The organism is Brachybacterium huguangmaarense (assembly GCF_025725725.1).
In the GTDB taxonomy this organism is placed as follows: domain Bacteria; phylum Actinomycetota; class Actinomycetes; order Actinomycetales; family Dermabacteraceae; genus Brachybacterium; species Brachybacterium huguangmaarense.
Genome location: NZ_CP107020.1, coordinates 1511501 through 1538177, shown reverse-complemented (window position 1 = coordinate 1538177; position 26677 = coordinate 1511501). Strand labels below are relative to the sequence as shown.

Here is a 26677-nt window from a genome sequence, read left to right as displayed (position 1 = left end):
TCATCCCTCCCACACATCTCCCGGCACCGGCATTGCTGAGCGCGACGCATCCGACGCGAATAGCGACGATGGATCTCACGGCGACCATGAGGACCACTCAGGCCACGAGGGTCACTCAGGACATGGTGGCCATTCCGGTCATGGAGACCACGTCGGGCAGTTCCGGCGGTTGTTCTGGATCAACCTGATCATCGCGGTCCCAGTTGTCGCATTCTCGCCGATGTTCGCGATGCTGCTCGGCTACAGCGTTCCCGATCTTCCCGGCGCGATGTGGATCGCCCCGCTCCTCGGCACCGTCATGTACATCTGGGGCGGCCGCCCGTTCCTCACCGGCGCAGTCTCCGAGATCCGCTCCCGTCAACCCGGAATGATGCTCCTGATCGGGCTCGCGATCACGGTTGCGTTCATCGCCTCCTGGGGAGCCACCCTTGGCCTCCTCGACCACCAGCTGGAATTCTGGTGGGAGCTCGCCCTGCTGATCGTCATCATGCTGCTGGGGCACTGGGTCGAGATGCGATCCCTCGCCCAGACGACCTCCGCGCTCGACTCCCTGGCCGCACTGCTTCCCGACATGGCAGAACGCATCGACGGTGACGAGATCGTGAATGTCTCACCGACTGAGCTGCAACACGGGGATCTGGTCCTGGTGCGCCCGGGGGCGAGCGTCCCGGCCGACGGCACGATCCGCGAAGGCCGCGCCGACGTGGACGAGTCCATGGTCACCGGCGAGTCCCGTCCCGTGACGCGCTCCACCGGAGACTCCGTCGTGGCGGGGACCGTCGCCACGGATTCCAGCCTGCGCATTGAGGTCACCGCCACCGGTGACGACACCGCCCTCGCCGGCATCCAGCGCCTGGTGACCGAGGCGCAGAACTCCACCTCCAGGGCACAGCGCATCGCAGACAAGGCATCGGCCTGGCTGTTCTGGTTCGCTCTCGGCGCTGCCGTGATCACGGCAATCGCCTGGTCACTGCTCGGAATGCCCGATGAGGCAGTGGTCCGCACGGTGACCGTCCTGGTCATCGCCTGCCCCCACGCCCTGGGGCTCGCGATCCCGCTGGTGGTCTCGATCGCGACAGAGCGGGCTGCCCGCGGCGGCGTCCTAGTGAAGGACCGCCTGGCGCTGGAGGCGATGCGCACCGTCGACGCCGTCCTGTTCGACAAGACCGGCACTCTCACCAAGGGCGAGCCCGTCCTCGCTGAGATCATCACCCGCGGCGCGGAGGAGACCGACGTGCTGGCCCTGGCAGCTGCCGCCGAAGCCGAGAGCGAGCATCCGCTCGCCCGCGCCATCATCGCCAAGGCGCAGGCCGAGGGAGTCCGGATCCCGACGGGCTCCGACATCAGCTCTACCCCTGCCTTGGGAGTGAGCGCCCAAGTAGATGGAGACGAGATCCGCGTAGGCGGCCCCCGCCTGCTCGAGGAAACCGGAGCACGCGAGATCGAAGACGCTGAGGCCTGGCGCCAGGAGGGCGCGATCATCCTCCACGTCCTCCGGGACGGCGAGGTGATCGGCGGTCTCAAGCTCCACGACGAAGTGCGCCCCGAATCTCGCGAAGCCATCGATGCCCTGCACAGCCTGGGGGTCGAGGTCGTCATGATCACCGGCGACGCCGAGGCGGTCGCGAACAGCGTCGGCCGTGAGCTCGGCATCGACCGTATCTTCGCCGGGGTACGTCCCGAGGACAAGTCCTCGAAGGTCGCCCAGCTCCAGAAGGAGGGCAAGAAGGTCGCGATGATCGGCGACGGCGTCAACGACGCCCCCGCCCTCGCCCAGGCCGATGTCGGCATCGCCATCGGGGCCGGCACCGACGTCGCGATCGCCTCGGCCGGTGTGGTGCTTGCCAGCTCCGATCCTCGCTCGGTGCTCTCAGTGATCGAGCTCTCCCGCGCCGCCTACCGGAAGATGAAGCAGAACCTCTGGTGGGCAGCCGGCTACAACCTTATCTCCGTGCCGCTCGCCGCCGGAATTCTCGCCCCTATCGGATTCGTGCTGCCCATGTCCGTCGGCGCGATCCTCATGTCCCTGTCCACCGTCGTCGTCGCGATGAACGCCCAGCTCCTGCGACGCCTCGACCTGCACCCGGAAGCAACTGTCGCGGCCCTGCGCGACCGACGCTGATCCCGCTCACAGAACGGAACCTCTCATGATCGTCGTCAACGCAGTACTCCACGATCAAGGCCCACCATGAGCGTCGAGACGACACCGAGAATCGGAACCGGCCATTAATCCCGCAACTCGCGCGATGACGAAAGGGGGATGCCCCGATGGCTTTAGAGGTCGAGGATCGGATCCATTGAGCTGATGCTCTTGCACCTCTTTCTCGCGTACGCAATTTCACGCCGCGTTGCCGATCCGAGGTATCCGCTTTCGCTCACCACTCGCACCTCGTCCGACACGTCGATACGGCGTAGATGCAGCTCCCCCAGAGCCTCACGTCGGGCTGGTGTCAGGTCTTCATCGATCGCCTCGGGGGCGAGCACGATCATCCCGAGCGCAGTAAGACGACGCCGCTCCGACTCGAACAGGCTCTGGAAGCGCAGCGAACCGCAGAGGCAGACAACTCTGGGCCGTTCGGCGGCACTCATGCACATACCTCCGTGACTTAGGAGCTGATGTTCGGAATGCTCGCCCGCCCTCCACCAGGACGTGGAGCACTGTGGCCGAGGCATTCTGAATCTGTCCCGACGGCGCTCGCGGAGTGGCGAAGGATCGGTTGCTGTCACCCCTCGTCCCGCACAGCACACACAGCCGCGTTGCTGTCAGCGTTGCTGTCATTGCCCATTTTGGGGCGAGGCCCGCAACCACGAACATAGTCCTGACCAGGGTGGGCCCGGAGGGGATCGAACCCTCGACCCGCGGGTCGAGGGTTCGATCCCCTCCGGGCCCACTGGTCAGAGCTCATTTTCGGCGACACCATCGTGTCCTGCGGAGTGGTTTGACAGCAACGTGGTAGCGATTCCAGCTCGCTTGACGGGGGAGCACGCCTGCCGGCCGCGTTCGCGGGACGAGAGAGATATCCGCGATGAGAGTCTCGCGGGAACGGCAGTCCGGGGTCGGGGCTGATTCCACCCCACGGCAATCTTCGGGATCGAATTTTCTCTGTGGGGCATCGGTCAGTTGCTCTACGGCGAAGTTTGAGCCCGCGCTCGGAATCTGGTTACCTGTTGGGTTTTTGCAGACCGCAAGCAATCGCGCTGGGTTGTGGTCCGGTGCAGCACGATTCCTAGCTGGGTGCGGACGCTCCGCAGACGTCGGTGGCCTTCGTGGGCGCATCGCAACTGCCGCCGAGGTCGGTGGTGCACACGCCGGTCTCGGGCAGTTCGAGGTGGACCGCGTCTGCTGCGTCGCGGTCGCCGGCGAGAGACGCTGCGATGGAGCGGACCTGCTCATAGCCGGTGACCATGAGGAAGGTGGGGGTGCGTCCGTAGCTCTTCATGCCGACGATGTTGAAGTTCTTCTCGGGGTGGGCGAGGACTCTTTCCCCGTGAGGCCCGACAGAGCCGCAGGAGTGGAACTCGGGGTCGATGAGCGGTCCCAGCTGTGCGGGGGCCTCGACCGCCGGGTCCAGGTTCAGCCTGAGCTCGGAGAGCATCCCCAGATCAGGACGGAACCCGGTCGCAGGCACCAGCACGTCCACCGTGACCTCGCGCTCTCCGTCCGGGGTCGCAGCATGAACGGTCAGTGCGTCCTCGCCGGAGAAGCGGGTGATGGTGAACGAGGTGAGGACTTCGATTCGGCCGGAGTCGACCAGCTGGCGCAACCGAGAGCCGAGCGCTCCTCGGGCCGCGAGGTCGTCCTGCTCCCCGCCGCCGTAAACGCGGGTGAGGTCCGCGGTGCGGACGGCCCAGGTGATCGCGGTGGTCGAATCCAGTTCCGCGAGGTCCAGCAGGGTATTCGCCGCCGAGTGGCCAGCGCCGGTGACCATGACGCGCTTGCCGGCGACGCGATCGCGATCACGGCCCAGCACATCGGGCAGCGGCGGCGTGATGTGGCCCGCAGAGAAGGCCTGTCGTTCACCGGGGGCGAGGAGACCGGCCTGGCCCAGCGGGTTAGGGGTGGACCAGGTGCCGGAGGCATCGATGACGGCGGAGGCTAGGACGTCTTCGCTGTGTCCGTCAGCGTTCTCGATGCGGATGAGGAAGGGGGTCTCCTCTCGGTGTGCGGTACGCGTCCTGTCCATGCCGGCTCGGAAGGCAGCAGTGACGCGTGCGTCGTAGCGGATCGACTCGGCGAGCTGCGGAAGCTGGGCGAGGGGCTCGAGGTACTGCTCGCGCAGCTCGTGACCGGTCGGCAGGGCGTCAGCGTCGGGAGCGGTCCAGCAGGCGGCCTCGAGGAGACGCCGCGCGGCGGCATCGAGGTTGTACTGCCACGGGGAGAAGAGCCGGGTGTGCCCCCACCCGGCGATCGCTGCTCCTGCTGCTGGTCCCGCCTCGAGGACGAGGAACGGCAGGCCGCGATCGGAGAGGTGGGCGGCAGCGGCCAGGCCGATGGGGCCAGCCCCGATGACGACGACGGGATGCGAGCTCGTTGCGGTGGTCAGCATGATGGGTCTACCTGCTGCGGGTGCGCTCAGTTCGCGGTAGGGGTGAGGTCGTTCATGAGTGCGCGGACGCGGGTGTCGATATCGTCTCGCACCAGGCGCATGCGCTCCATCCCCTCGATGCCCCGCTGGGAGGGCTCATCGGTGTGCCAGGTGGTGACCGGCGCGGTCATTCCCTCGACGGGTTCAATGACGGCTTCGCCGCCGATGACGATCACGTGATCGACGCTGCGCAGCAGCTCGGGGGTCACCGGCTGCGGGACGGCAGAGGACATGTCCGCGCCGACCTCGGCGATCGCCTCAGCGGACTGGGCATTGATGGTGGCGCCGGGGCGGGTGCCGGCGGAGTGCACCTCGACGGCATCTCCGGCGTGATGGCACATAAGGGCGGCCGCCATCTGGGACTTGCCGCCGTTCTTCACGCACACGAACAGGACTGCGGGGCGTTTCGCGGCCATGGTGACTCGAACTCTCTGCTGGTTCATCGGGTGGGAACGGTCACGTCGCCGGGGAAGAGCCGGCGGCCCATCGCGAGAGCGACGTAGACGAGGGCAACGAGGACCGGGACCTCGATCAGGGGGCCGACGACACCGGCGAGGGCCTGGCCGGAAGTGACGCCGAAGGTGCCGATGGCGACGGCGATGGCGAGCTCGAAGTTGTTGCCCGAGGCGGTGAACGCGACGGTCGTGGACTTCGCGTAATTCAGGCCGATCGCCCGTCCGAGCAGGAAGGACCCCAGGAACATGACCACGAAGTAGACCAGCAGCGGCAGGGCGATGCGGGCCACGTCGCCCGGGGCGGAGAGGATCGCGTCGCCCTGGAGGGCGAACAGCAGCACGATGGTGAACAGTAGCCCGTACAGCGCCCACGGGCCGATCTTCGGGAGGAACCGCTCCTCGTACCAGGTCCTGCCCTTCGCCCGCTCCCCGAGGATGCGGGTCAGGAACCCGGCGACCAGAGGGATCCCGAGGAAGATCAGCACGCTGAGGACGATCGCGCCGATCGAGAACTCGGCCGACGTGGTCGGCAGTCCCAGCCACGACGGCAGCGCCTGGAGGTAGAACCAGCCCAGGGCACCGAAGGCGATCACCTGGAAGACGGAGTTGATCGCGACCAGCACGGCGGCAGCTTCGCGGTCACCGCAGGCGAGGTCGTTCCAGATGAGCACCATCGCGATGCAGCGCGCGAGACCGACGATGATCAGGCCGGTCCGGTACTCCGGCAGGTCGGCAAGGAAGATCCACGCGAGGCCGAACATGAGGGCCGGCCCGACGATCCAGTTCAGCACCAACGAAGTCACCAACAGGCGTCGGTCAGCTCCGATTCGCCGGGTCTCGTCGTAGCGGACCTTCGCCAAGACCGGGTACATCATCACCAGCAGCCCGAACGCGATGGGCAGGGACACGGACCCGATCTTCACCGCCTCCAGCGCGGTGTTCAGGCCGGGAACGAACCGCCCCAGCAGGAGCCCCACGGCCATGGCGGCCAGAATCCATACCGGGAGCCAGCGGTCGAGAAAGGACATCTCCTTCATCACGCGCGGCTGCTCCACATCCTTGGCGGTCGTACTCATCAGGCCTCGGCACCTTCCGTCGACGGTTATCGGTGAGTACGCTATGGTCCACATCGATAACTGTCAATGTAAGGTGAGGGCATGACCACGACGACCGACGCCACAGCCACCGGATTCGCGGCGAGGACCGGCTCTGGCGAGTGCTGCACGCTGTCCGCAGGCCCTGTCGACACTGTCGACGCCGAGCGGATCGCCTCTCTACTGAAGGCGCTGTCCGACCCCACGCGCCTCCGGCTCCTGTCCCACGTCGCCGCCCAGGGCTGCGAGTCGGTCTGCGCATGCGATCTCACCGAGCCGCTCGGCATCAGTCAGCCCACCGTGAGCCACCACATGAAGAAGCTCGTCGACGCCGGCCTGCTCACGCGCGAGCAGAAGGGCCGCTGGGCCCACTACTCCGTCGTCCCGTCAGCCTTCGCCGAGCTCCGTGCGTTCCTCGACATCGCCTGAACCCCTCCCTCTCGCCCCTGTCTGGAGACTCCCCTGACCGTTCGCCCCAGCGTCTTGTTCGTCTGTGTCCGCAACGCCGGTCGATCCCAGATGGCAGCCGGGTGGCTGCGGGAGCTCGCCGGAGACCGCATCGAGGTCCACTCCGCCGGGTCAGCGCCCGCCGACTCGATCAACCCCGCAGCGGTGGAGGCCATGGCGGAGGTCGGCATCGACATCTCCCACCAGACCCCGATGATCCTCACTCCCGAATCCGTCCAGGCCTCCGACGTGGTCATCACCATGGGATGCGGCGACGCCTGCCCTTACTACCCCGGCAAGCGGTACGAGGACTGGAAGCTCGAGGACCCAGCTGGCAAGGGCGTCGCGGAAGTCCGCCCGGTGCGCGATGAGATCCGCACCCGCATCGAGGAGCTCATCGGCAGCTTGCTGTCCCGCGAGCCACTCGACATTCCAGTCCAAGGTTGAGGAAAGCCGAGAGCACGTGTGACTAGGGCTTCTGGAGACACCATCCCCAAGGAACAGATGCCGACTCGTCTCGAACACCTCTTGACAGCAACGCTGACAGCAACGCGATGGTGTCCGTCGCGCTTCGGGTAGCAGTACCAGCCCTCTGACCTGCTTGTACACGCTCTGCGGCCGATGCTCTGGCGGACTTTTAATCCGCGGATTAAAAGTCCGCCAACGCACAGGTTGTCCAGCAGGTTCAAGCAGGTCAGCACACCCGCGCCACTACGCAGAGACCACTGGACGCCATCGCGTTGCTGTCAGCGTTGCTGTCAGGGTCGGCGCAACCCAACCGTTACATCAATCGCCCTAAACCTCAGGCGCGAGACTCTAACGTGACGCCATGAAGGAGCTGGCAACGCTAGGTGCACTCCGCCGCACGCAGCTTCCACACGCTCAGACCTCTGACACGCGTCGCCGGAAACATGGATACATAAAGACACCGACATGGGGCTCTTCAGAGTTGAGTGTGGGGTGAGGCGTCGAGGCCGCCGGTGATCAGGAGCATGCGGAGGCGGTAGTGCTCGAAGTTCCGGAACCCGCGGGCGATGCGGCGCCCGAGCTCGATGATTCCGTTGATGGCCTCGGCGGTTCCGCCGTTGCTCGCGCCGTCGGTGTCGAAGTAGGCCAGGAACGCTGTCCGCCAGCGGCGCAGAGTCTTCCCGAGCCTGGCGATCTCCGGGATCAGGCAGGACGGCAGCTTCTCGATCAGCTGCTCGGCGAGGCGTCGGCCCCGGGGAAGGGTGGGCTGGTGGAACACTTCGCGGACGTCTTGGGCGCACTGGTAGGCGACCTCGACCGCGACATGATCGGGGTAGGGCGCGAACGCGCTGGCCAGCCGGTTCTGTTGGCAAGACGTGAGGCGTTCGCACCCCGCGCGGAGGAGGTGGCGGATCCCGTAGAAAGGGTCGCCCTTACGGCCTCGGTGGCCGAGGGTCGCCCTTGCGGCCTCGGTGGCGAACGTCATCGACCGCAGCGCCGGCGAGCTTGACGATGTGGAAGGCGTCCAGCACGCAGGTCGCGTCCTCGAGCTGGTCATCGATCGCGTTCTTGTAGCCCTGGAACGGGTCCAGCGTTGCGATCTCGACCCGCTTGCGGAACTCCTCGCCCCGCTCGTCCAGCCAGTCTCGGTAGGCGCTGCCGGATCGGCCGGGGACGAGATCCAACAGCCTCGCGGTGGGGTAGGGACCACGGGCCAGGTCGACCATGCCGGCGAGCTCCTTCGGGCCGCGCCTGCGCGGGTCACGGTGGTGCCAGATGTGCTCGTCGACGCCCAGGACCTGCACGCCCTCGAACCTGGACGGATCGCCTGCGGCCTGGGCCAGGACGGGCTGGACCTGGGACCAGAGCGTGTTCCAGGTGGTGCCGAGCTGCCGGGCCAGACCCTGGATCGTCGCTCCCTCGGCCCGGAGCTGGCCGATCGCCCACCGGATCGCGCGCGTGCTCAGCAGCCCCCGCGGAGCGCAGACCTGGGAGTCCTGCTCGATGAACGAGACCACCGCGCAGACGTCCTCGAGGCAGATCCAGCGGCGCTTGCGCCACCGGATCCGCACCGGCCTGCCGGCCCAGGGCGCATCGATCATCTCGACCATCACACGGCCGTGACCAGTCGCAATGACTCCGCAGCCAGGGCAGCCCGTGACCGGATCACAGGACTCCACCTCGAGCACCAGGCCCGTTGGAGCCTGCGTCACCGCGACCAGGTGGCGGCTTGGGAAGTCGAGGAGAACATCGCATCGGTCGCAGCGATCGAGCGCGTCAGGGCATACACAACTATGGTTGGGCATCGTCGAGGCCCTTGAGATCAGCGGGGGTAGAAGTCCGCTCATCATCGGGGACCTCGACGCTTACCCCCAGCTACCCGACCCAACCGGCGCGCCCACACTCAACTCTTAAGAGCCGGTAAACCTGGCAGAGGACCTCCAGAACGCGTGAGCCCATCGCTCGTTACGACATCCCGCCTTACGGGGAAGCCGCCGTGACTCGGGCCGAATGGAGATGAGGCACCGCTGGCACTTTGTTGAAGTGATCAAGTATCGGACTGCTGCTATCGGCCATTCTATGACCACACAGTAGGGCGACCTGGCGGGCACGTCGATTGCCTACAGGAGCTACCAAAAAGCCGCCACTCTTGACCGCTTGTCAGACCGGCCTATCACGATAAATACCAGCGCACATTGATCCGAACGTCCGCATGAGCCTCTCGACGCCGGCGAGATGCTACAGGACCAAATTTGCGAAAGGCCTTAGCTCGCTGTGAGCTTCCCGGAAGGCACGGATCAATCCTAACTCGGCGGCGCTAGCATTGAGTCCGTCATAGTTCGCGGGGAGCGTGTGCCACGCGACGGTCAAGTTGTCGGCATCTGAAAGCTGCCAGATCGACCTTCCGCCCGCATGGTTGATTCCGGTTCCTTCCCCGAACTTGCGGTACTGGCGCAAGCGATTTCGAAGACTGGTCCCCGCTTTCCCGATATACAACACTTGGGCACCCGAGACCCATCGTAAGCGCAGGTCAGACTCCGAGTAACTACTCGCCTGCCGAGCAGTCGCATGCGGCCTCTCCGCCAGCAATTCAGGCGCCACACCGCTCTCCCTCAGGACTACATAAACTCCCGGCATACGCGGGACAGCGGATGCATCGAGCGTCGCTAGGGGAAGGGACCCCTCCCAGCCACTCGCCTTCAGCCCTGCACTATCCCAGGTCTCCGGCGTGAGCTCGTCGACAGTAGGAGCGTCAGGGTCGACGCTTCGCATCCAGATGAGGATATCTGCCACGCGCAGAATTGATAGTTTGCGCCCGTCAGAAGTTCTGTACTTACCAGCGAGTTCGGAGAGCCATCCCGCGTTGACGCGGACGTCCTCCCAGAGCTGATGGTAGAGCTTGCCATCCTGCTGCTTGTTGACCCCGTAGAAGCGCCGTACACGGGAATCGATGATGGGCACCACGCGGGGAACATGCCGATGGAGGACCTTGGACACCGTGACGCTGGTCCACCCGTCGACCTTCCGTGCCGCCTCGTTCGCCCTCTTCAGAGACGTCAGCGCCAGATCGAGCTTGTTAGTGCTCTCATACTCCTCGAAGGCCCGCGCCTCGCGAAGACTGCTGAGCGCCGCGTTCATCGACTCGAGCAACTCCTGGGGAGCGCCCTCACCCTTGGCGAAGAGTGGGATCACGTCGCTTGCACTCAGACGCAGACTCAGCAGGTTCGCAGCAAGGATGTCCTCAGGACGCAGCCGACCTCTGTCGTTCGCTGGCCGAGCGTCGTACGTCCGAAACGCATACATGCCACGGGCTGAGGTGTAGTCATCGAGCAGACCGGCAGCGACGTGCCGGCGCTGAGCTAGAGAGTTCACCTCTGAAGCATCTCAGTAGCTTGGTCTCCGCACCGCAGGAACTGCCCGATCCGTCGAGGAGCACACCGCACGTTGCTGTCAGCCCCACCCGCACAGCCGCGTTGCTGTCAAAGCTGCTGTCAACGCCGTTTTCGAGACCTTCCCCTAGAGGAAGCTTCTCCGGCCTGACCAGGGTGGGCCCCGTGGGGATCGAACCCACGACCCGCGGATTAAAAGTCCGATGCTCTACCGACTGAGCTAGAGGCCCCGTGCCCTCGCGGGCCGGCCCAGTCTACCGGCCGGGCGCGCCTCGGCACGCCGCCGCAGCAGGCGATGCGGGTGCCGCTCAGGCCACCCCCGCCTGCTTCGCCTTGCCGCGGCCGATGAAGAACAGCACGAGCCCGACGATCAGCATGACCAGCCCCAGGCCTCCGCCGAGCACGCCCAGCAGAATCCCTCCTACGCCCGCGAAGATGCCGCCGATGCTGACGGGCGGCGCGGCGAGCACCTGGGTCGTGCCGTCACAGGTGATCTGGTAGGAGCTGGCCTCGGTGGCGCTGAATCCGTCGAAGGATTCCCAGGTCACGCCACCGCTCGTGACCTCGCTGCTCTGCACGGGCGCATCGCCCACCTTGTCGGCCGGCGTCACCTCGCACATCGGAGTCGCCGCATCATCGGGGGCGTACAGCTGCACCTTCTGGCCGGCCTCGAGCGTGACGGACGTGCTGCCCGTGAAGGTGGTGCCCTTGTCCGCGGTGCCGGCCGCCCGGCCGATGCCCGTGACGGCGAGGATCACGCCGACGACCACGCAGACCACCAGCATGATCGCGCCGACGATGGCCAGGATCTTGCCCCACTTGCGCATTCCGGCCCCGGGGCGTGCGACGGCGTTCGGTGTGGTCATGATGTCTCCCCCTGGGATTCGACGGCGGGCGTCCGTGAGACGCACGACACACCTTAACGCTTCGTAGACTGCGCCCATGCCCGACGTCCTCACCCTCGCCGCCCCCGCCGAGGCCGAGCTCGTCGAGAAGAAGTCGCGTTTCCTGGCCCGCCTCGCCCCTGCGGCGACGGTCGAGGACGCCGACGCCGTGATCCACGCGGCGCGCATCGCCTCACCGGGTGCCCGCCACCACTGCAGCGCGATGATCATCGACGCCGAGCCCTCCCCCGTCACGCGCAGCAACGACGACGGCGAGCCCTCCGGGACGGCCGGCATGCCGATCCTGCAGGTCCTCCAGGGCGCTCATGTCACGAACGTGATCGCCGTGGTCACGCGCCACTTCGGCGGCATCAAGCTCGGCACCGGCGGCCTGGCCCGCGCCTACGGGGGCGCGGTGAGCACAGCCCTCGCCTCGGCCACCCTGCTCCGCCGCACCGCGGTCGCGGTCGTCACGCTCGAGGTCCCGCATGCCCAGGCCGGTGCGGCCGAGAACGCGGTGCGGCTGTTCGTCGCGGCCCACGGCGGACAGGTCGAGCCGGCGGAGTACGGCTCGACCGGAGTCCGCCTGACCGTGCTCGTCGGCCCCGACCTGGTCGACGCCCTGCGGGCCGACGTGGCCGCGTGGTCCGGCGGCCGTCTCTCCCCCGCCCTCCGGGGCGAGCGCGTTCTCGACCTTCCGCTCTGAGCGGCGGACGATCTCAGCGTGGCCCGTCGTGGTCGCTGTCCGCCGGGAGGTCCTCGGCCGCGGCGTGGCGCGCCTGCCGCGCGGCGCCCATGGCGGCGAGGCCGTTCAACCCGATGCCGACCAGGCAAACCCCCAGGACGATCCACGGCTCGGAGTCGGAGGACGGCTCGTCGAGGATCCCGCCGTCGGTGATGATGACGGCGATCGACAGGGCGGCGAGCACAGCGAGCACGATCGCCGCGAACACGGCGACGCACATGTACACCAGCAGCGCCCACCGTGGCGCGAGGGGCGGCCAGCCCGCGCCCGTCAGCACGCCGCGCAGGATCTCGCGACGCCCAGCAGGCTCAAGTCGCTGCGCCGGCGGTGCGCCCACTTCGCCGTCCAGCATCGCGAGCGTGCTCTCGGGCATGCCGAGCGCCGCCAGGAGCTCTGCGAGGGGATCACCCTCCCACGTGGTCGAGCGGAGCAGGGACCGCAGCCTCGCGACATCCGCCGCGCCCCGTGGGGCGAGGACGCGCAGCCGGTCGGCGGCGGCATCACGGACCGACCAGTGGTCGGCGTCGGGATGCTCCCACCCCGTGCCCCACTCGCCGTCGTCGACCATGGACGAGCCACGGTAGACGCGGAACCCCGCCGCTCCTATGGCGTCGCGCCACAGCACGAGCACCCGCTTCCCCCACCCACGGGCACCGCGCCCCAGCAGCCTCTCGCCGACGAAGCCGGCGAGCAGGTCGCTGTGCTCCGGGGCGTCCTCGAGCTGCAGGGCGGCCCACCCGGCACCGAGATCCGCGAGCGCCACCGGTCCCAGGCCGGCCGCGGCAAGAGCACCCGCGAGCCGCAGTCCCTTCGGCGCGACGCGCGCGACCACGAGCGCGCGCACGGGCGTCGTCGTGGCGACGGGCAGGCCGCCGATCGCCGACAGCTCGTCGACGAGCTCATCGGCCGAGGGCTGCCGGGCGATCACGGCCGTCAGAGGCGTCTCGCTCTCCGAGGCCCCGAGCACCTGGCTCACCCTCGACGCGGCGCTGCGGGCCCACGCCTGGCTCTCGGGGGCTGAAGCGTCCGAGGGCTCCTCCTCGGCCACCTCCCACTCCCATATCTCCCTGCGGCCCTCGTGCCGGACCTCGAGGCTCACCTGCTCGTCCCCTGCGTCGATGTCGACCAGGATGGCGCGATCGAAGAGCTGGACGGCCTCGGCCTCCGGGACCCACGCCGCCGTCCATCCGGTCGCCGACATCGGCCCGAGGGACATGCCCTCTGCGCCCTCGAGCGCCGCGCGGACATCGTCGCGGGCAGCATGGAGGTAGGCGAGCATGGCGCAACGATACGGTGCCGCCCCGTGCCGGCCGGCATGCTTTTCCCGACGACGGTCCCGCGCGGACAGTCGCCGGTCGTCACCTCGCAGACAGCACGACGCCGCCCTCCCCGAGGGGAGGACGGCGTCGGACGAGGTCTCGGAGCGGTGCTGGACCGCTCGCGGCCTCAGGCGCGGTTGGAGCCGCGCGTGGCCAGACCGTAGATGAACATGACGATCAGAGCGCCGATGACGGACAGCACGATCGTCCAGATGCTCCACGGATCGGAGAAGACGCCGCTGACGCCCTTGGATCCGAAGAGACCGCCGATGAAGCCGCCGACGACGGCGCCGACCACGCCGAGCACGATCGTCATGCCGATGCCCATGGCCTGCTTGCCGGGCATGATGGCGCGGGCGATGAGGCCGATGATGGCGCCGATGATGAGCCACGAGATGAGAGCTCCGATGAAGCCCATGTGTGATCACTCCTGAATGTGGTGGGGGAAGGGGATCGAGAACGATCCATCGCCATCCAGGTGTACCACGGCACGTCTCACGGGCGCCTTCCGGGAGGCTCCGACCGCAGTGTCTTTGCTGGTCAGAGCGTTATCCGGGGACCGACCAGACGGTTCGGCCCGGGCTCGTCGGACGGGTCCCGCGCCCTGGCGCACCACGGCCGCCGACGTCAGGAGACGGCGGCCCTCACGAGGTCGGCGATGGTGGCCTCGGTCTGCGGGCCGAGGGAGGTGATGTTCCAGACCACCGGGTGCATGTGCGCGCCCTCCTCGTAGGCCGGGTTGATCTCCTCGCCGATCTTGGCGAGCACCGCGGCGTCACCCTTCTTCGAGAACATGACGATCAGGCCTCCGACCATGGGTGAGGGACGAGCCCGACGGGCCGTCGCAGGCGGGTCAGACCGACTCTGCCCGCCGGCGCTCAGGCTACTCCGCGGCGGCGCCGAGATCGGTCAGCTCGTCGTCGCCGAGCTCGACGGTCATCGAGGCCAGCAGCGCGGGAAGCTGCTCGGGGGTGCGGGCGCTCGCGATCGGCGCGGTGACGGCAGGCTGCTGGCGCAGCCATGCGAGCGCCACCGTCGCGACCGGTACGTCGTGGGCGGCGGCGACTCGATCCAGGGCGGCCAGCACGCCCTGTCCGCGCTCGACGTATCCGCCGACCCCTGCCGCCCGAGGGCTCGCGCCCTCCGCGGAGGCGTCAGCGGAAGTGCGGTACTTGCCGGCGAGGAACCCGCTGGCTAGGGAGTAGTACGGGAAGACCGACAGACCCTCCCGCACCGCGACGTCGAGCAGCCCGTTGGTCTCGACGTCGCGCTCCATGAGGTTGTAGTGCGGCTGCAGGGCGACGGGCAGGTGCCAGCCGCCGGCGCGGGCGATCCGGAACCACTCCTCGACCCGGTCCGCGGTGTAGTTCGAGAGCCCGATCGCACGGATCGTGCCCGCGTCGACGAGGTCGGAGAAGACCTCCACGGTCTCCTCGAGCGGGGTGTCCGGGTCGTCGAAGTGGGCGTAGTACAGATCGATGACGTCGCTCTGGAGACGCCCCCGGGAGGCGTCGGCCGCGGCGCGGACGGTGTCTGCCGACAGGCCGGGGTACTGCGGGTGCGTCGAGACCTTCGTCGCGAGGACCACCCGGTCGCGGACGCCCCGGCGGGACGCGAGCCACTCCCCGATGATCGTCTCGGACTCCCCGCCGCTGTGACCGGGGATCCAGTGGGAGTAGCCGTCGGCCGTGTCGAGGTGCTGCCCGCCGCCCGCGACGAAGGCGTCGAGGACCTCGAAGGACGTGTCCCGGTCAGCGGTCCAGCCGAACACGTTCCCGCCCAGGACGATGGGGCTGGCGTACAGGGCGGAGCCGCCGATCCGGAGTCGGTCGCCGGCGGGGTCGGTCTGCGTCGTCACGAGGTGGTTCCTTCCATGGTGCTCATACTGCGGTCACGGAGCGTCCACGGCTGCCCGACGTCCCCGTCGGGCAGCGCGCAGATCGCAGACGTCAGAAATCCCAGTCGTCGTCCTCGGTCTCGACGGCCTTGCCCATCACGTAGCTCGAGCCGGAGCCCGAGAAGAAGTCGTGGTTCTCGTCGGCGTTCGGGGACAGCGACGCGAGGATGGCGGGGTTCACCTCGGTCTGGTCGGCCGGGAACATGCCCTCGTAGCCGAGGTTCATGAGCGCCTTGTTGGCGTTGTACCGCAGGAACATCTTGACGTCCTCGGTCCAGCCGACCGGGTCGTAGAGGTCCTCCGTGTACTCCTCCTCGTTGTCGTAGAGCTCGTAGAGCAGCTCGAACGTGTAGTCCTTGAGCTCCTGGCGGCGCTCGGGCGTCGCCTTCTCCACGGCCTTTTGGTACTTGTAGCCGATGTAGTAGCCGTGCACCGCCTCGTCGCGGATGATCAGGCGGATCACGTCGGCGGTGTTGGTCAGCTCGCCGTGGCTGGACCAGTACATGGGCAGGTAGAAGCCCGAGTAGAACAGGAAGGACTCGAGCAGGGTGGACGCCACCTTGCGCTTCTCCGGGTCGTCGCCCTGGTAGTAGTCCATGACGATGCGGGCCTTCTTCTGCAGGGCCTCGTTGTGCTCGGACCAGCGGAAGGCCTCGTCGATCTGCTTGGTCGAGCAAAGGGTCGAGAAGATCGAGGAGTACGACTTCGCGTGCACCGACTCCATGAACGCGATGTTCGTGTAGACGGCCTCCTCGTGCGGGGTGATCGCGTCGGGGATCAGGGAGACCGCGCCGACCGTGCCCTGCACGGTGTCCAGGAGGGTCAGGCCCGTGAACACGCGCATGGTCAGCGTCTGCTCGAACTCGGTCAGGCGCCCCCACGAGGGGATGTCGTTGGACACCGGCACCTTCTCGGGGAGCCAGAAGTTCCCGGTCAGCCGGTCCCAGACCTCGTCGTCCTTGGGATCGATGACGCGGTTCCAGTTGATGGCCTGGACCGAGTGCTTCAGGTGGTCGGTGTTCACCGCTGCCTCACGTTTCACTGGGGTGTTCGGGTGCTCGTGCGGGCCGGGCCGGGGGAAGCCGCGGGCCCTCGCAGGGGCCGTCCGGGTCGCGCACGCGAGCCATCAGTCTAGGCGCTCGGCTCGGGCCGGTTCGGGGTGCGCGACGGGGCGCCCGTCACAGCGGGACGCCCCGGTCCCGCACGAGGCGGGACCGGGGCGCGAGGGCCGATAACGGAGATCCGGGGCAGCCCCGGAGACTCGCCGCCGGTCAGAAGCCGGCCGCGCTCGCGATCCCGTACAGGATGAGCGAGAGGGCGAAGCCGATGATCGCCATGAGGCCCTGGATCACGGTCCAGGTGGCGAGCGTCTGCTTCATCGTCATCCCGAAGAACCGGCTGACGAGCCAGAACCCGGAGTCGTTGACATGGGAGAAGCCGACTGAGCCCGCAGACATGGCCATCGCGATCGCGACCACCTGGAACGACGTGAAGTCGCCCGCGGCGATGACCGCCGCCATGAGGGAGGCGGCGGTGGTCAGCGCGACCGTGGCCGAGCCCTGGGCCAGGCGCACGATCTGGGCGATGAGGAAGGCCGCGACGATCACGGGCAGGCCGATGCTGTTGAGCGAGCTCGCGACCGCGTCGCCGATGCCGGTGGCCCGCAGGACACCGCCGAACATGCCGCCGGCGCCGGTGACGAGCACGACCGAGCAGATCGGGCCGAGCGCCGAGTCCTCGATCTTCTCGATCAGGGTGCCGGGCTTGCCCGCACCCCAGCCGAGCACGAACATCGACACGAACACCGTGATCAGCAGGGCGATCGGGGTCTCCCCGAGCATGCGCAGGGTCGCGACCGACGGCGAGCCGAGGAAGGCCTCGGCGTCCGGGCGCGTGGTCGAGACCGCGTTGAGCCCCGTGTTGAGCAGGATCAGCACGAGCGGCAGCAGCAGGAGCAGGATGATCGTGGAGACCTTGGGGCGCGACTCGAAGCCGGTCTTCTCGCGCTCGTCGCCGAGGATCTCGGGCACGGGCAGGTCGAGACGCGGGCCCATGACCTTCGCGGCGATCGGCGCGACGCACGCGAAGACGATGAGCGCGAACACCAGGCCGACGATGAGCACCTCGCCGACGTCGGCACCGATCGTCGCCGCGGCCGCGACCGGGCCCGGGTGGGGCGGCGAGAAGATGTGCATGACGCTGAAGGCGAGCGCGCTCGGCAGGGCGATCGACAGGAACGAGCCGCCCACGCGACGCGCGACGGCGTAGATGATCGGCATCATGACGACCAGGCCCGCGTCGAAGAAGATCGGGAAGCCCATGAGCAGGCTCGCGACCGAGAGGGCCAGCCAGGCCCGCTGCTCCCCGAAGATCTCGATCATGCGGTCGGCGAGGATGTGTGCGCCGCCCGAGGCCTCGATCATGCGCCCCAGCATCGCGCCGAGCGCGACGAGCAGCATGACGCTGCCGAGCGTCGGGTTGAAGCCGAAGCCGAGGGCCTCGACGATGCGGCTGGTCGGGATGCCCGCCACGAGGGCGGTGCCGATGCTCGTGACGGTCAGCGCGAGGAACGCGTGGACCTTGAAGGCCATGATGAGGATCAGGAGGACGGCCACGGCGGCGACCGCGAGGATGAGCAGCCCACCGGTGCCCAGGTCCCAGTTCAGGACGAGATCTTCCATAGGGGAGTTCCTTCGGGAAAGGGGACCCCTCGACGATGCGGAGCCCCGGGAAACCTACATCGTGCCAGGTCGGAGCCGTCCGTGGGAGAAGCGGCACGCCCCCCGGACGGGCTCGGCCTCTCACCGCACCGCGAGCTCGACGCCGCGCCTGCTCGCCGTCTCGCGTGCGACGTCGACGGCCCGGGCGAAGGCGCCCTCCCAGTCCGCCTGTGCCGCGATCCGGGCGGCGAAAGGCGCCGGCGCCCCGTCCGCGCGCGCACGCTGGAGCACGAGGGCGCGGCCGCCGGCGTCGGCGACGGTGCGGACCACGTCGGGCACCTGATCGGCGAGGTCCGGCGTGACGGTCATGCGCAGCTCGTGGTCCACGCCCGAGGCGAGCACCAGGAGCAGGGACCGGCCGGCGCTCGCCCAGGCGTGGCGCCGCCCCACGGTCGCGTCGTAGCTCCGCGGGGACGCCTTGACGTCGAAGCCCACCCAGTCGACGAGGGCCTCGTCGACCCGGCGTCCGGCGGGGTCGACGCCCAGCAGGGCACGCAGCCGCGCGGGGAACGCCCCGCCCGTGTGCAGACCCACGGCGAAGCCCGCCTCCCGCACCGATCGTGCCGCGGGCACGAGGGCGTGCTGCGACGTGGCCTCTCCCCCGCTGAACACGATCCCGTCGAGCAGGCCGCGCCGCCGTGCCAGCAGATCGGCGACCTGCGCCCAGGGCACGACGCCCGGGGCCTGTGGGTCGAGGATCGCCTGGTTGTGGCAGTAGGCGCACCGCCACGGGCATCCCTGGCAGAACACGGTCGCGACGAGGCGGCCGGGCCAGTCCACGGTCGACAGCGACACGAGACCCGCGATCGCGAGGTCCCCGGCCCGCACCGCGGGGGCCGGGGACCTCACGGCGCTCGTGGTCACACCGTCGCCCCCTTGACGGGAGCCGGGGCCGAGGCGAGCGGCGTGCCGAGCGCCGCCGCCCCCTCGGTGAAGAAGCGCCGCTCGGCGTACTCGCCCTGCTTGCCGATGTTGAAGGACGAGACGGGGCGGTGGTAGCCCATCACCCGCGTCCACACCTCGCAGTCCTCGCCGCACGTCGGGCACGCCGGGTGCTCCCCCGCCAGGTAGCCGTGGGCGGGGCAGATCGAGAACGTGGGCGTGACCGTCAGGTAGGGCAGGCGGAAGCGCGTGAGGGAGCGCCGCACGAGCTCCCGCGCCGCCGCGGCCGAGCTCATCTGCTCGTTCATGTACAGGTGGAGCACGGTGCCGCCCGTGTACTTCGTCTGCAGCCGGTCCTGCAGCTCGAGCGCCTCGAAGGGGTCCTCGGTCGCGCCGACCGGGATCTGGGAGGAGTTCGTGTAGTACGGATGCGAGGGGGTGCCGGCCTGGAGGATGCCGGGGAAGCGTGCCCGGTCCTCCTTGGCGAAGCGGTAGGTGGCGCCCTCCGCGGGCGTCGCCTCGAGGTTGAACAGGTGGCCGGTCTGCTCCTGAAACTCGACCATGCGCTCGCGCACGTGGTCGAGGATCCGGGCGCACAGCTCCTGGCCCCACGTGTCCAGCAGGCTGTGGCGGTCGCCGCTGAGGTTGCGGACCATCTCGTTCATGCCGTTGACGCCGAGGGTCGAGAAGTGGTTCTCGAGGGTGCCCAGGTAGCGCCGCGTGTAGGGGTACAGGCCCCCGTCGATGAGCTCCTGCACGCGCGTGCGGCGTCGCTCGAGGGTGTCGCGGCCGAGCTCGAGCAGCCGGTCCAGCTCGGCCAGCAGGGCGTCCTCGTCGCCGGCGAAGCGATGGCCGAGCCGCGCCATGTTGACCGTGACCACGCCGACGGAGCCGGTGAGCTCGGCCGAGCCGAACAGGCCGTTGCCGCGCTTGAGCAGCTCGCGCAGGTCGAGCTGCAGGCGGCAGCACATCGAGCGGATCATGCCGGGGTCGAGGTCGGAGTTCAGGAAGTTCTGGAAGTAGGGCAGGCCGTACTTGGCGGTCATCGCGAACAGGCGCTCGGCGTTCGGGGACCACCAGTCGAAGTCGTGCGTGATGTTGTAGGTGGGGATCGGGAACGTGAACACGCGCCCGTCGGCGTCCCCCTCGGTCATGACGTCGATGTACGCCCGGTTGATGAGGTCCATCTCCTCCTGCAGCTCGCCGTACGTGACGTCGCACAGCTCGCCGCCGACGAGCGGCACCTGCTCGGCGAGGTCGGCCGGGCAGGTCCAGTCGAAGGTGAGGTTGGTGAACGGGCACTGGCTGCCCCATCGGCTCGGCACGTTGAGGTTGTAGATCAGCTCCTGCATCTGCTGGCGCACCTGCTCGTAGCCGAGGCGGTCCCGGCGCACGAACGGTGCCATGTAGGTGTCGAACGAGCTGAAGGCCTGGGCGCCCGCCCACTCGTTCTGGAGCGTGCCCAGGAAGTTGACGATCTGCCCGCAGGCCGAGGAGAAGTGCCGGGCGGGACCGGCGGCGATCGCCCCGGGCACGCCGTCGAAGCCCTCCTCGAGCAGGCGGCGCAGGGACCAGCCGGCGCAGTACCCGGTGAGCATGTCGAGGTCGTGGATGTGCAGGTCGCCCTCGCGATGGGCGCGCCCGGCCTCGGGGTCGAACACCTCGTCGAGCCAGTAGTTCGCGATCATCTTGCCGGCGCTGTTGAGCACGAGGCCGCCCACCGAGTACCCCTGGTTCGCGTTCGCGTTGACGCGCCAGTCGGCGCGTGCGAGGTACTCCGTCACGGAGGCGACGGGGTCCACGAGGGTGGGGTGGGGAGCGACGGGATCGCGGTCCGATGCGGCCGGGATCGGCACGATCGGGGTCGACGCTGAGCTGGGCATGGTTCTCCTTGACGTCCGTGGCCCGCCCGTCGTGGGCGGCCGTCTTCGACCCTAGGCTCGACGGTCGACAACACATCATCTGCCACTCGCAACACGCCGATACCCCCACATGTTGTGGTCGCCGGCGCCGGAGATCGGGACCAATGTCCCGGGCGCGATGCTCGCACGCGGGACGATCCGCCCGAATCCGGACACCCTCTCGACAGACGCTTGCCATACTACGTCTGCCGTACTACGGTGAACGAAAGCACGACGGCCGGGAGGGGTGCACATGATCGGTGCCGACGCCATCCGCGGGCACATCGACCTAATCGTCCTGGCGATCCTCGTGACCCGCGACTCCTACGCCTACGAGCTCTCGCGCACGATCACCGACAGCTCGGCCGGGCAGTACCCCATCAAGCAGACCACCCTCTACACCGCGCTCAAGCGCCTCGAGTCCCAGGGGCTGCTGAGCTCGTACGACGCCACCTCGGACACGGGCCGGCCGCGCACCTACTACCGCGTCACGCCGTCCGGGGCGGAGCAGCTGGCCGCGCTCCGCGAGGAGTGGCGGGCCACGCGGGACCTCGTCGACCACTTCGCGAAAGGACGCGAGCCGTCATGACCGTCATCGACTCCTATCTCGACACCCTGTTCGCCCCCTACCCCGACTCCCCGCGCCTGCGGTCGGCCCGCGAGGAGCTGCACGCGATGATGGAGGACAAGCTCGCGGACCTGCAGGCCGAAGGGCTCACCGAGGCCCAGGCGCTCGGCCGCGTGATCGCGGAGTTCGGGAGCCTCGACGAGGTCGCGCCCGTGCTGGGGATCGAGCGCGAGGTGACCGCCCAGGCCCGCGCCGCCTCCGCCGAGCCCCTCGAGCCCGACCCGCGCCCGCGCCTCGGGCTCGAGGACGTCGAGGCGTACGCCGCGGTGATCCGGCGGGCCCAGCCGCTCCACGCGCTCGCGGTCTCGACGTTCATCGTCTGCCCCGTGCCGCTCCTGCTCCTGCTGGGGATCACCTCCCGCGGCGGAGCGACCGCGCAGAACGTCGCGGTGGCCGTCGGGCTCACGGCGCTGCTCGTGCTCGTCGCGCTCGGCGTCGTGCTCGTCACCCGGCGCGAGGCGCGCGTGCACGCCCTCGAGCACGGCCACGACCTCACCGACGGAGGCGTGACCGTGACGGCCCAGGCCGAGCGCTGGGTCACAGAGCTCCAGCGTCGCGAGAGCGCACGCACGTCGGTGCAGCGCGGCGTCGCGATCGGCCTGTTCATCCTGTGCGCCGTGCCGACCATCGTGCTCGGCGTGCTCAGCAGCGACGACAGCCCCAACGCCGTCTTCGGGGTGTGCCTGACGCTCATCATGGTCTCGATCGGCGTGCATCTGATGCTGCGCGCCGGCTGGGCCGACCACGTCGCCGAATCCCTGCTCACGGCCGATCACGGCGACGACTACGAGACCATCACGCGCTCCTACCCCGTCCTCGGGGTGATCCTCGCGATCTACTGGCCGCTCATGGTCGCGATCTTCCTCGCCTGGAGCTTCATCGGCGACGCGTGGGACGTCAGCTGGATCATCTGGCCGATCGCGGGCGTGCTCTACGGGGCGTTCTGGGCGGGCGCGAGCGTGCTCGTCAAGGCGCGCGAGAACCCCGACTCCGCGCGCCGCTGACCGCGCCTCAGAAGCGCAGCAGCACCTTGGAGCTCGCGGCGGCATCCGAGGCCCGCGCGAACGCCTCGAGGGCGTCCGCGACGTCGTAGTCGTCGGTGAGCACGGGCTCGACCGCGAGCGAGCCGTCGGCGAGCGCCGCGATCACGTCGTCGATCTCGGTGTCGAAGCGGAAGGAGCCGCTCAGCGTGAGCTCGCGCGTGATGGCGGTCGCGATCTCGACGGGAATCTCACCGGCCCGCTGCAGCCCCAGCATGACCACCCGGCCGCCGCGGATCGCCCCGCTCAGCGCGCTCGCGAGACCGGGCACGGAGCCCGAGGCCTCGATCACGACATCGGCCGCATAGGCGGCGATGCCCTCGGCGTCCCGCGCGTCGAACACCGTGTGCGCGCCCAGCCGGCGCGCCCGCTCGAGCGGCTCGGCCGCGAGGTCGCTCACGGCGATCTCGGCGGCGCCGTGGTGGGCGAGCACCGCGACGGCGAACAGGCCGATGGGGCCGCCTCCGACCACGAGGGCCCGCGCGCCGCGCACGTCCCCAGCCCGCTCCACGCCGTGCCAGGCCACGGAGGCCGGCTCGACGGCGGCGGCGGTGCGCAGGTCGAGGCCCGCAGGCAGCGGGCGGAGCATGCGCGCGGGCAGCGCCACGCGGCGGGCGAAGGCGCCCTGGGTGTGCGGGAGGCGCGCGGCCGATCCGAGGTAGGTGCCCCTCGGCGACAGGTTCGCGCGGTCGCGGGGCCACGGGGTGACGCCGTCGTCGACGACGGTCGCGGGGTGCACGGCCACCGGCGTGCCCGCTGCCGGCCCCGTGCCGTCGGCCGCGGCGGCCAGCACGGTGCCGACCACCTCGTGGCCGAGGACCATGGGCTCGCGGAGGATGGACTGCCCGGCGGCGCCGTGGAGCCAGTAGTGCAGGTCCGAGCCGCAGATGCCGCCGTAGGCGATCGCGATCACGGCCTCGTCGGCGGCGGGTGCCGGCTCGGGCACGGCCTCGACGCGCAGGTCGTCGCGGGCGTGGGCGACGACCGCGAGGTTGGACTGGTCGGGACGCTCTGTCATGTCGGGTGCCTCCGTCAGGGGGTCGGGTGCGAGGGCGCGGGGGTCGGCGGGCTCAGACGACGGCGGTCATGCCGCCGTCGACGAACAGGGTCTGGCCGGTCACGAAGCGGCTCGCGTCGGCGGCGAGGAAGACGAGCGGGCCGACGAGGTCCTCGACGGCGCCCCAGCGGCCGGCGGGGGTGCGGCCCGCGACCCACGCGGAGAACTCCTCGTCCTCGACGAGGGCGGCCGTGAGCTCGGTCGCGAAGTAGCCGGGGGCCAGGGTGTTGACCTGGATCCCGTGGCCGGACAAGTCGGCCGCGAGCCCCTTGGTGAACATCGCGATGCCGCCCTTGGTGGCGCTGTACGGCGCGATCGAGGGGCGCGCGAGCTGGGACTGGACGGAGCCGATCTGGATGATCTTGCCGCTGCCGCGCGCGATCATGCCGCGCGCGGCACGGCGGGCGCAGTGGAAGGGCCCCGTCAGGTTGGTCGTGAGCAGGTCCTGCCAGTCGGCGTCGGAGAAGTCGGCGATGGGGGCGCGGCGCTGGATCCCGGCGTTGTTGACGAGGATGTCGACCGTGCCGCCGAGGCGCTCCTCGATCTCGGTGAAGCCCGCGTCGACGGCGGTCGCGTCGGCGACGTCGAAGGTCGCGGCGTGGGCGGTGCGGCCCGTGCGCTCGCCGAGCTCACGGGCGACCGCCTCGGCGCGGCTCGCGTCGCGACCGTGCACGACGACGGTGGCTCCGGCCTCGGCGAGCCCGGTCACGAGCGCACGACCGATGCCGCGGCTGGAGCCGGTGACGAGGGCGGTGCGCCCGGTGAGGTCGAACAGGTCGGTCATGGATCAGGCCTCTTTCTGTGCGGCGAGGGTCGGCGAGGGCTCGGCGTCGGCGTACGCCGTGTCCTTCTCGGTGGTGGACAGACGAACAGCATCCTCCCGCCGCAGCAGGTCGCGAGCACGCGTCTCGGGGACCAGGAAGGTCGCGCTCGTGGTGATCGCGGCGAGGGTGGCCATGTACAGGCCCATCACCACCCAGTTGTAGTCGGTCCAGTCCAGGAGCGAGGCGCCGATGACGCCGGCGAGCCCGCCGGCGAGCACCGCGGAGATCTCGCGGGACATCGCGACCCCGAGGTACCGGTGGCGGTTGCCGAACATCTCCGGCAGCAGCGCGCACTGGGGGCCGAGCATGGTGTTGACGGCCACGCCGATGCCGATCGCGATGACGGCGATCGCGACGGCGTGGCTGCCGACCGTCAGCAGGTACCAGGCGGGGAAGCTGAACACGAGCATGAACACCGCGCCCGCGCGGTAGACGGGCACGCGGCCGAAGCGGTCGGACAGGGCGCCCGTGAACGGCACGGAGAAGATGCCGATGAGGCTGCCGAGGCTCACGCCCCAGGTCACGATGCCGCGGTCGAGGCCGATCGCGGTCGAGGTCACGAAGGCAAGGGCGACCGACTGGAAGAGGTAGGAGCCGCCGTTCTCAGCCATGCGCAGGCCGATGCCGACGACGACGCCCGCGCGGCCCGTCGTGAAGATCTCGCGGATCGGATGGTGGGCCACCTGCTCGTGCTTCTCGAGGACCACGAAGGTCGGGGTCTCGCGCAGCCGGGCCCGGATCCACAGGGCGATCAGGATCAGCAGGATCGAGCTGAGGAAGGGCAGGCGCCAGCCCCAGGCCATGAACTGCTCCTCGGGCAGGAGGTTGAGCAGGAAGAACGCGAAGGCGGCGAGCAGGGTGCCGGCCTGGATGCCGATGAAGGGCAGCGCGGAGAAGAAGCCGCGACGGCGGACGGGCGCGTACTCGGCCATGAGCACGGTCGCCCCGGCCTGCTCGGCGCCCGCGCCGAACCCCTGCAGGAGCCGCAGGAGCACGAGCAGGACGGGAGCCAGCGCGCCGACGCTCTCGTAGGTGGGCAGCACGCCGATCAGGGTCGAGGAGCCGCCCATCAGGATGATGGTCGCGATCAGCACCCAGCGGCGCCCGATGCGGTCGCCGATGGTGCCGAAGAAGAGGCCGCCGAAGGGGCGTGCCGCGAAGCCCACCCCGTAGATCCCGAAGGCCGCGATGAGCGCGATGCCGGGGTTGGACTGGTCGAAGAACAGCTTGTTGAAGACGAGGGCCGTCATGAGCCCGTACATCGCGAAGTCGAAGTACTCGAGCGCGCTGCCCACGCTCGAGGACAGCGTCGCGCGGCGCAGGTTGGCCGCGTAGTCAGGATCGTGATCGGCGGCGACGGGCGATGGGGGCGTCGGGTGGCTCTGCTCGCTCATGGCATCTCCCTTGATGCATCTCGGAGGGGCGTCCCGCAGGACTGGTCCGGCTCCTGAGTATGTACCGTCCGCTGAACAGAGTGCAACCCATTGAACAGACTCATCGGAGCACGATCCTCCGACCTGCGGCGTCAGCTCCGGCGCAGGGCCCGTTCGAAGGGGTTGGTGAGGCGGCGGACGGCCTCGAGCACGGCCTCGCCGAGCGCTGCGACGGCCTCCTCGTCCGCCTCGTCCTCGGGGAGGGCCACCCCGATCGCGAGCTGCGGGTCCGAGGGGCGCCACGGCGCGAGCGGCGCCGCCACCCCGACGATGCCCGGGAAGGACTCGCCCCGGTCGATCGCGTAGCCGCGCGCATGCGCCTCGGCGACCTTGGCCCGCACGCTCGCGGCGTCGCGCGCGCTGCGCTCGGTGCTCGGGACGAAGCGCTCCGCGGCGAGCAGCGCGTCGAGCTCCTCCGGCGCGAGCACGGTGAGCATCGCGACCCCCGTCGCGGAGTACACGAGCGGCAGGCGGGAGCCGAGCGGGGTGCCCAGACGGTGCTGGCGCCCCTCGTGACGCGCGAGGTACAGGGCGTCGGCGCCGTCCCTCATCGCGACCTGCACGACCTCGCGGCGCAGGGACGGGATCGCCTCGACGACCGTGAAGAACTCGCGCACCTGGTTGAAGCCGGCGGTGAAGGAGCCGCCGAGCTCCGCGGTGCGCACGCCCAGGCGGTATCCGCCCTCGGTGCGGCGGATCATGCCGCCGTCCTCGAGCACCGCGCAGATGTTGGACGTCGAGGACTTGGCCGCCCCGAGCGCGCGGGCGAGGTCCGAGAGCGACAGGGGCTGTCCAGCAGCCTCCTCGAGCAGGCCCAGGATGCGCAGGGCGCGGGTGACGGCGGGGGCGGGATCCTTGGCCGATGGGGTCTCGACGCCAGGTCGGGTGGGGCCGGTGCTCATGCGCCC

Annotated in this window: 24 protein-coding genes, 3 tRNA genes and 1 pseudogene; 7 read left to right on the top strand and 21 right to left on the bottom strand. The window is 69.3% G+C overall.

Annotation, left to right across the window (positions count from 1 at the left end; genetic code table 11):
* Nucleotides 1–220: 220 nt before the first annotated feature.
* Nucleotides 221–2122: a heavy metal translocating P-type ATPase gene (locus BRM3_RS06785; protein ID WP_122943349.1), complete on the top strand. Its 1902-nt coding sequence runs from the start codon at nt 221–223 to the stop codon at nt 2120–2122.
* 152 nt (nt 2123–2274) lie between these two features.
* Here BRM3_RS06785 and BRM3_RS06780 read toward each other — a convergent pair whose 3' ends face one another.
* Nucleotides 2275–2589, bottom strand: a complete 315-nt coding sequence (locus BRM3_RS06780; protein ID WP_122943351.1) for a hypothetical protein — start codon at nt 2587–2589, stop codon at nt 2275–2277.
* Nucleotides 2590–2829: 240 nt separating this feature from the next.
* Nucleotides 2830–2890 (bottom strand) — tRNA-OTHER (locus tag BRM3_RS06775).
* Here BRM3_RS06775 and BRM3_RS06770 point away from each other — a divergent pair.
* Nucleotides 2831–2891 (top strand) — tRNA-OTHER (locus BRM3_RS06770). The genes BRM3_RS06775 and BRM3_RS06770 overlap by 60 nt on opposite strands.
* 336 nt (nt 2892–3227) lie before the next feature.
* Here BRM3_RS06770 and BRM3_RS06765 read toward each other — a convergent pair.
* Genes BRM3_RS06765 through arsB form a run of 3 tightly spaced genes read right to left on the bottom strand, consistent with a single transcriptional unit; the run spans nt 3228 to nt 6117 of the window.
* Nucleotides 3228–4547 carry an NAD(P)-binding domain-containing protein gene (locus tag BRM3_RS06765; protein WP_263595301.1) on the bottom strand — a complete coding sequence of 440 codons (1320 nt, stop codon included), beginning with the start codon at nt 4545–4547 and terminating at the stop codon, nt 3228–3230.
* Nucleotides 4548–4573: 26 nt separating this feature from the next.
* Nucleotides 4574–5002 (bottom strand): arsenate-mycothiol transferase ArsC, encoded by a 429-nt coding sequence (locus BRM3_RS06760; RefSeq protein ID WP_263595416.1) that lies wholly within the window; start codon nt 5000–5002, stop codon nt 4574–4576.
* Nucleotides 5003–5025: 23 nt separating this feature from the next.
* A complete protein-coding gene (arsB, locus tag BRM3_RS06755) occupies nt 5026–6117 on the bottom strand; it encodes an ACR3 family arsenite efflux transporter (RefSeq protein ID WP_318152457.1) in 1092 nt (363 codons plus the stop codon).
* An 81-nt stretch (nt 6118–6198) separates the two neighbouring features.
* On the opposite strand from arsB, the gene BRM3_RS06750 reads away from it, so the two are divergent.
* The gene (locus BRM3_RS06750) at nt 6199–6564 is read left to right on the top strand and encodes an ArsR/SmtB family transcription factor (RefSeq protein ID WP_137770053.1); all 366 of its coding nucleotides are present in this window, start codon (nt 6199–6201) and stop codon (nt 6562–6564) included.
* A 90-nt stretch (nt 6565–6654) separates the two neighbouring features.
* The gene (locus tag BRM3_RS06745) at nt 6655–7029 is read left to right on the top strand and encodes an arsenate reductase ArsC (protein ID WP_263595300.1); all 375 of its coding nucleotides are present in this window, start codon (nt 6655–6657) and stop codon (nt 7027–7029) included.
* Nucleotides 7030–7525: 496 nt separating this feature from the next.
* Here the strand turns inward: BRM3_RS06745 and BRM3_RS15185 are convergent.
* The 4 genes and pseudogenes from BRM3_RS15185 to BRM3_RS06725 all read right to left on the bottom strand — a co-directional run bounded on the left by BRM3_RS15185 (nt 7526) and on the right by BRM3_RS06725 (nt 11383).
* A pseudogene (locus tag BRM3_RS15185) lies at nt 7526–8855 on the bottom strand (ISL3 family transposase).
* Between the two features lie 433 nt (nt 8856–9288).
* Nucleotides 9289–10353, bottom strand: a complete 1065-nt coding sequence (locus tag BRM3_RS06735; RefSeq protein ID WP_263595414.1) for a DUF6308 family protein — start codon at nt 10351–10353, stop codon at nt 9289–9291.
* 243 nt (nt 10354–10596) lie between these two features.
* Nucleotides 10597–10669, bottom strand: a tRNA-Lys gene (locus BRM3_RS06730).
* Between the two features lie 78 nt (nt 10670–10747).
* Nucleotides 10748–11383, bottom strand: a complete 636-nt coding sequence (locus BRM3_RS06725; RefSeq protein WP_263595299.1) for a hypothetical protein — start codon at nt 11381–11383, stop codon at nt 10748–10750.
* Between BRM3_RS06725 and BRM3_RS06720 the strand changes: the two genes are divergently transcribed.
* Nucleotides 11382–12029: an IMPACT family protein gene (locus BRM3_RS06720; protein ID WP_263595298.1), complete on the top strand. Its 648-nt coding sequence runs from the start codon at nt 11382–11384 to the stop codon at nt 12027–12029. The two genes, BRM3_RS06725 and BRM3_RS06720, sit on opposite strands and share 2 nt — an antisense overlap.
* Before the next feature lie 13 nt (nt 12030–12042).
* Here the strand turns inward: BRM3_RS06720 and BRM3_RS06715 are convergent, their stop codons facing one another.
* The 8 genes from BRM3_RS06715 to BRM3_RS06680 form a co-directional block, all read right to left on the bottom strand.
* A complete protein-coding gene (locus BRM3_RS06715; protein ID WP_263595297.1) occupies nt 12043–13347 on the bottom strand; it encodes a serine/threonine-protein kinase in 1305 nt (434 codons plus the stop codon).
* A 167-nt stretch (nt 13348–13514) separates the two neighbouring features.
* The gene (locus BRM3_RS06710) at nt 13515–13805 is read right to left on the bottom strand and encodes a GlsB/YeaQ/YmgE family stress response membrane protein (RefSeq protein ID WP_263595296.1); all 291 of its coding nucleotides are present in this window, start codon (nt 13803–13805) and stop codon (nt 13515–13517) included.
* A 209-nt stretch (nt 13806–14014) separates the two neighbouring features.
* Nucleotides 14015–14182 carry a hypothetical protein gene (locus BRM3_RS06705; protein WP_263595295.1) on the bottom strand — a complete coding sequence of 56 codons (168 nt, stop codon included), beginning with the start codon at nt 14180–14182 and terminating at the stop codon, nt 14015–14017.
* Between the two features lie 88 nt (nt 14183–14270).
* Nucleotides 14271–15245: an aldo/keto reductase gene (locus tag BRM3_RS06700; RefSeq protein ID WP_263595294.1), complete on the bottom strand. Its 975-nt coding sequence runs from the start codon at nt 15243–15245 to the stop codon at nt 14271–14273.
* A 91-nt stretch (nt 15246–15336) separates the two neighbouring features.
* Entirely contained in the window at nt 15337–16308 is a 972-nt protein-coding gene (nrdF, locus tag BRM3_RS06695) for a class 1b ribonucleoside-diphosphate reductase subunit beta (protein ID WP_263595293.1), read from the bottom strand.
* A gap of 247 nt (nt 16309–16555) precedes the next feature.
* Nucleotides 16556–17965, bottom strand: a complete 1410-nt coding sequence (locus BRM3_RS06690) for a GntP family permease (RefSeq protein WP_263595292.1) — start codon at nt 17963–17965, stop codon at nt 16556–16558.
* Nucleotides 17966–18085: 120 nt separating this feature from the next.
* A complete protein-coding gene (locus BRM3_RS06685) occupies nt 18086–18868 on the bottom strand; it encodes an anaerobic ribonucleoside-triphosphate reductase activating protein (RefSeq protein ID WP_263595291.1) in 783 nt (260 codons plus the stop codon).
* Nucleotides 18865–20769, bottom strand: coding sequence for a ribonucleoside triphosphate reductase (locus tag BRM3_RS06680; RefSeq protein ID WP_263595290.1), 1905 nt, complete (start codon nt 20767–20769; stop codon nt 18865–18867). The genes BRM3_RS06685 and BRM3_RS06680 overlap by 4 nt, the downstream gene beginning before the upstream one ends.
* 271 nt (nt 20770–21040) lie before the next feature.
* Between BRM3_RS06680 and BRM3_RS06675 the strand changes: the two genes are divergently transcribed.
* On the top strand, nt 21041–21376 hold the full coding sequence (locus BRM3_RS06675) for a PadR family transcriptional regulator (protein WP_263595289.1): 336 nt from the start codon (nt 21041–21043) through the stop codon (nt 21374–21376).
* Nucleotides 21373–22419: a permease prefix domain 1-containing protein gene (locus tag BRM3_RS06670; protein WP_263595288.1), complete on the top strand. Its 1047-nt coding sequence runs from the start codon at nt 21373–21375 to the stop codon at nt 22417–22419. The genes BRM3_RS06675 and BRM3_RS06670 overlap by 4 nt, the downstream gene beginning before the upstream one ends.
* Nucleotides 22420–22426: 7 nt before the next feature.
* Here the strand turns inward: BRM3_RS06670 and BRM3_RS06665 are convergent, their stop codons facing one another.
* The 4 genes from BRM3_RS06665 to BRM3_RS06650 all read right to left on the bottom strand — a co-directional run bounded on the left by BRM3_RS06665 (nt 22427) and on the right by BRM3_RS06650 (nt 26671).
* The gene (locus BRM3_RS06665) at nt 22427–23473 is read right to left on the bottom strand and encodes a zinc-binding dehydrogenase (RefSeq protein ID WP_263595287.1); all 1047 of its coding nucleotides are present in this window, start codon (nt 23471–23473) and stop codon (nt 22427–22429) included.
* Between the two features lie 52 nt (nt 23474–23525).
* A complete protein-coding gene (locus BRM3_RS06660; protein ID WP_263595286.1) occupies nt 23526–24296 on the bottom strand; it encodes an SDR family NAD(P)-dependent oxidoreductase in 771 nt (256 codons plus the stop codon).
* Nucleotides 24297–24299: 3 nt separating this feature from the next.
* Nucleotides 24300–25730 (bottom strand): MFS transporter, encoded by a 1431-nt coding sequence (locus BRM3_RS06655; protein WP_263595285.1) that lies wholly within the window; start codon nt 25728–25730, stop codon nt 24300–24302.
* 131 nt (nt 25731–25861) lie between these two features.
* Nucleotides 25862–26671: an IclR family transcriptional regulator gene (locus BRM3_RS06650; RefSeq protein WP_263595284.1), complete on the bottom strand. Its 810-nt coding sequence runs from the start codon at nt 26669–26671 to the stop codon at nt 25862–25864.
* Between the last annotated feature and the right edge of the window lie 6 nt (nt 26672–26677).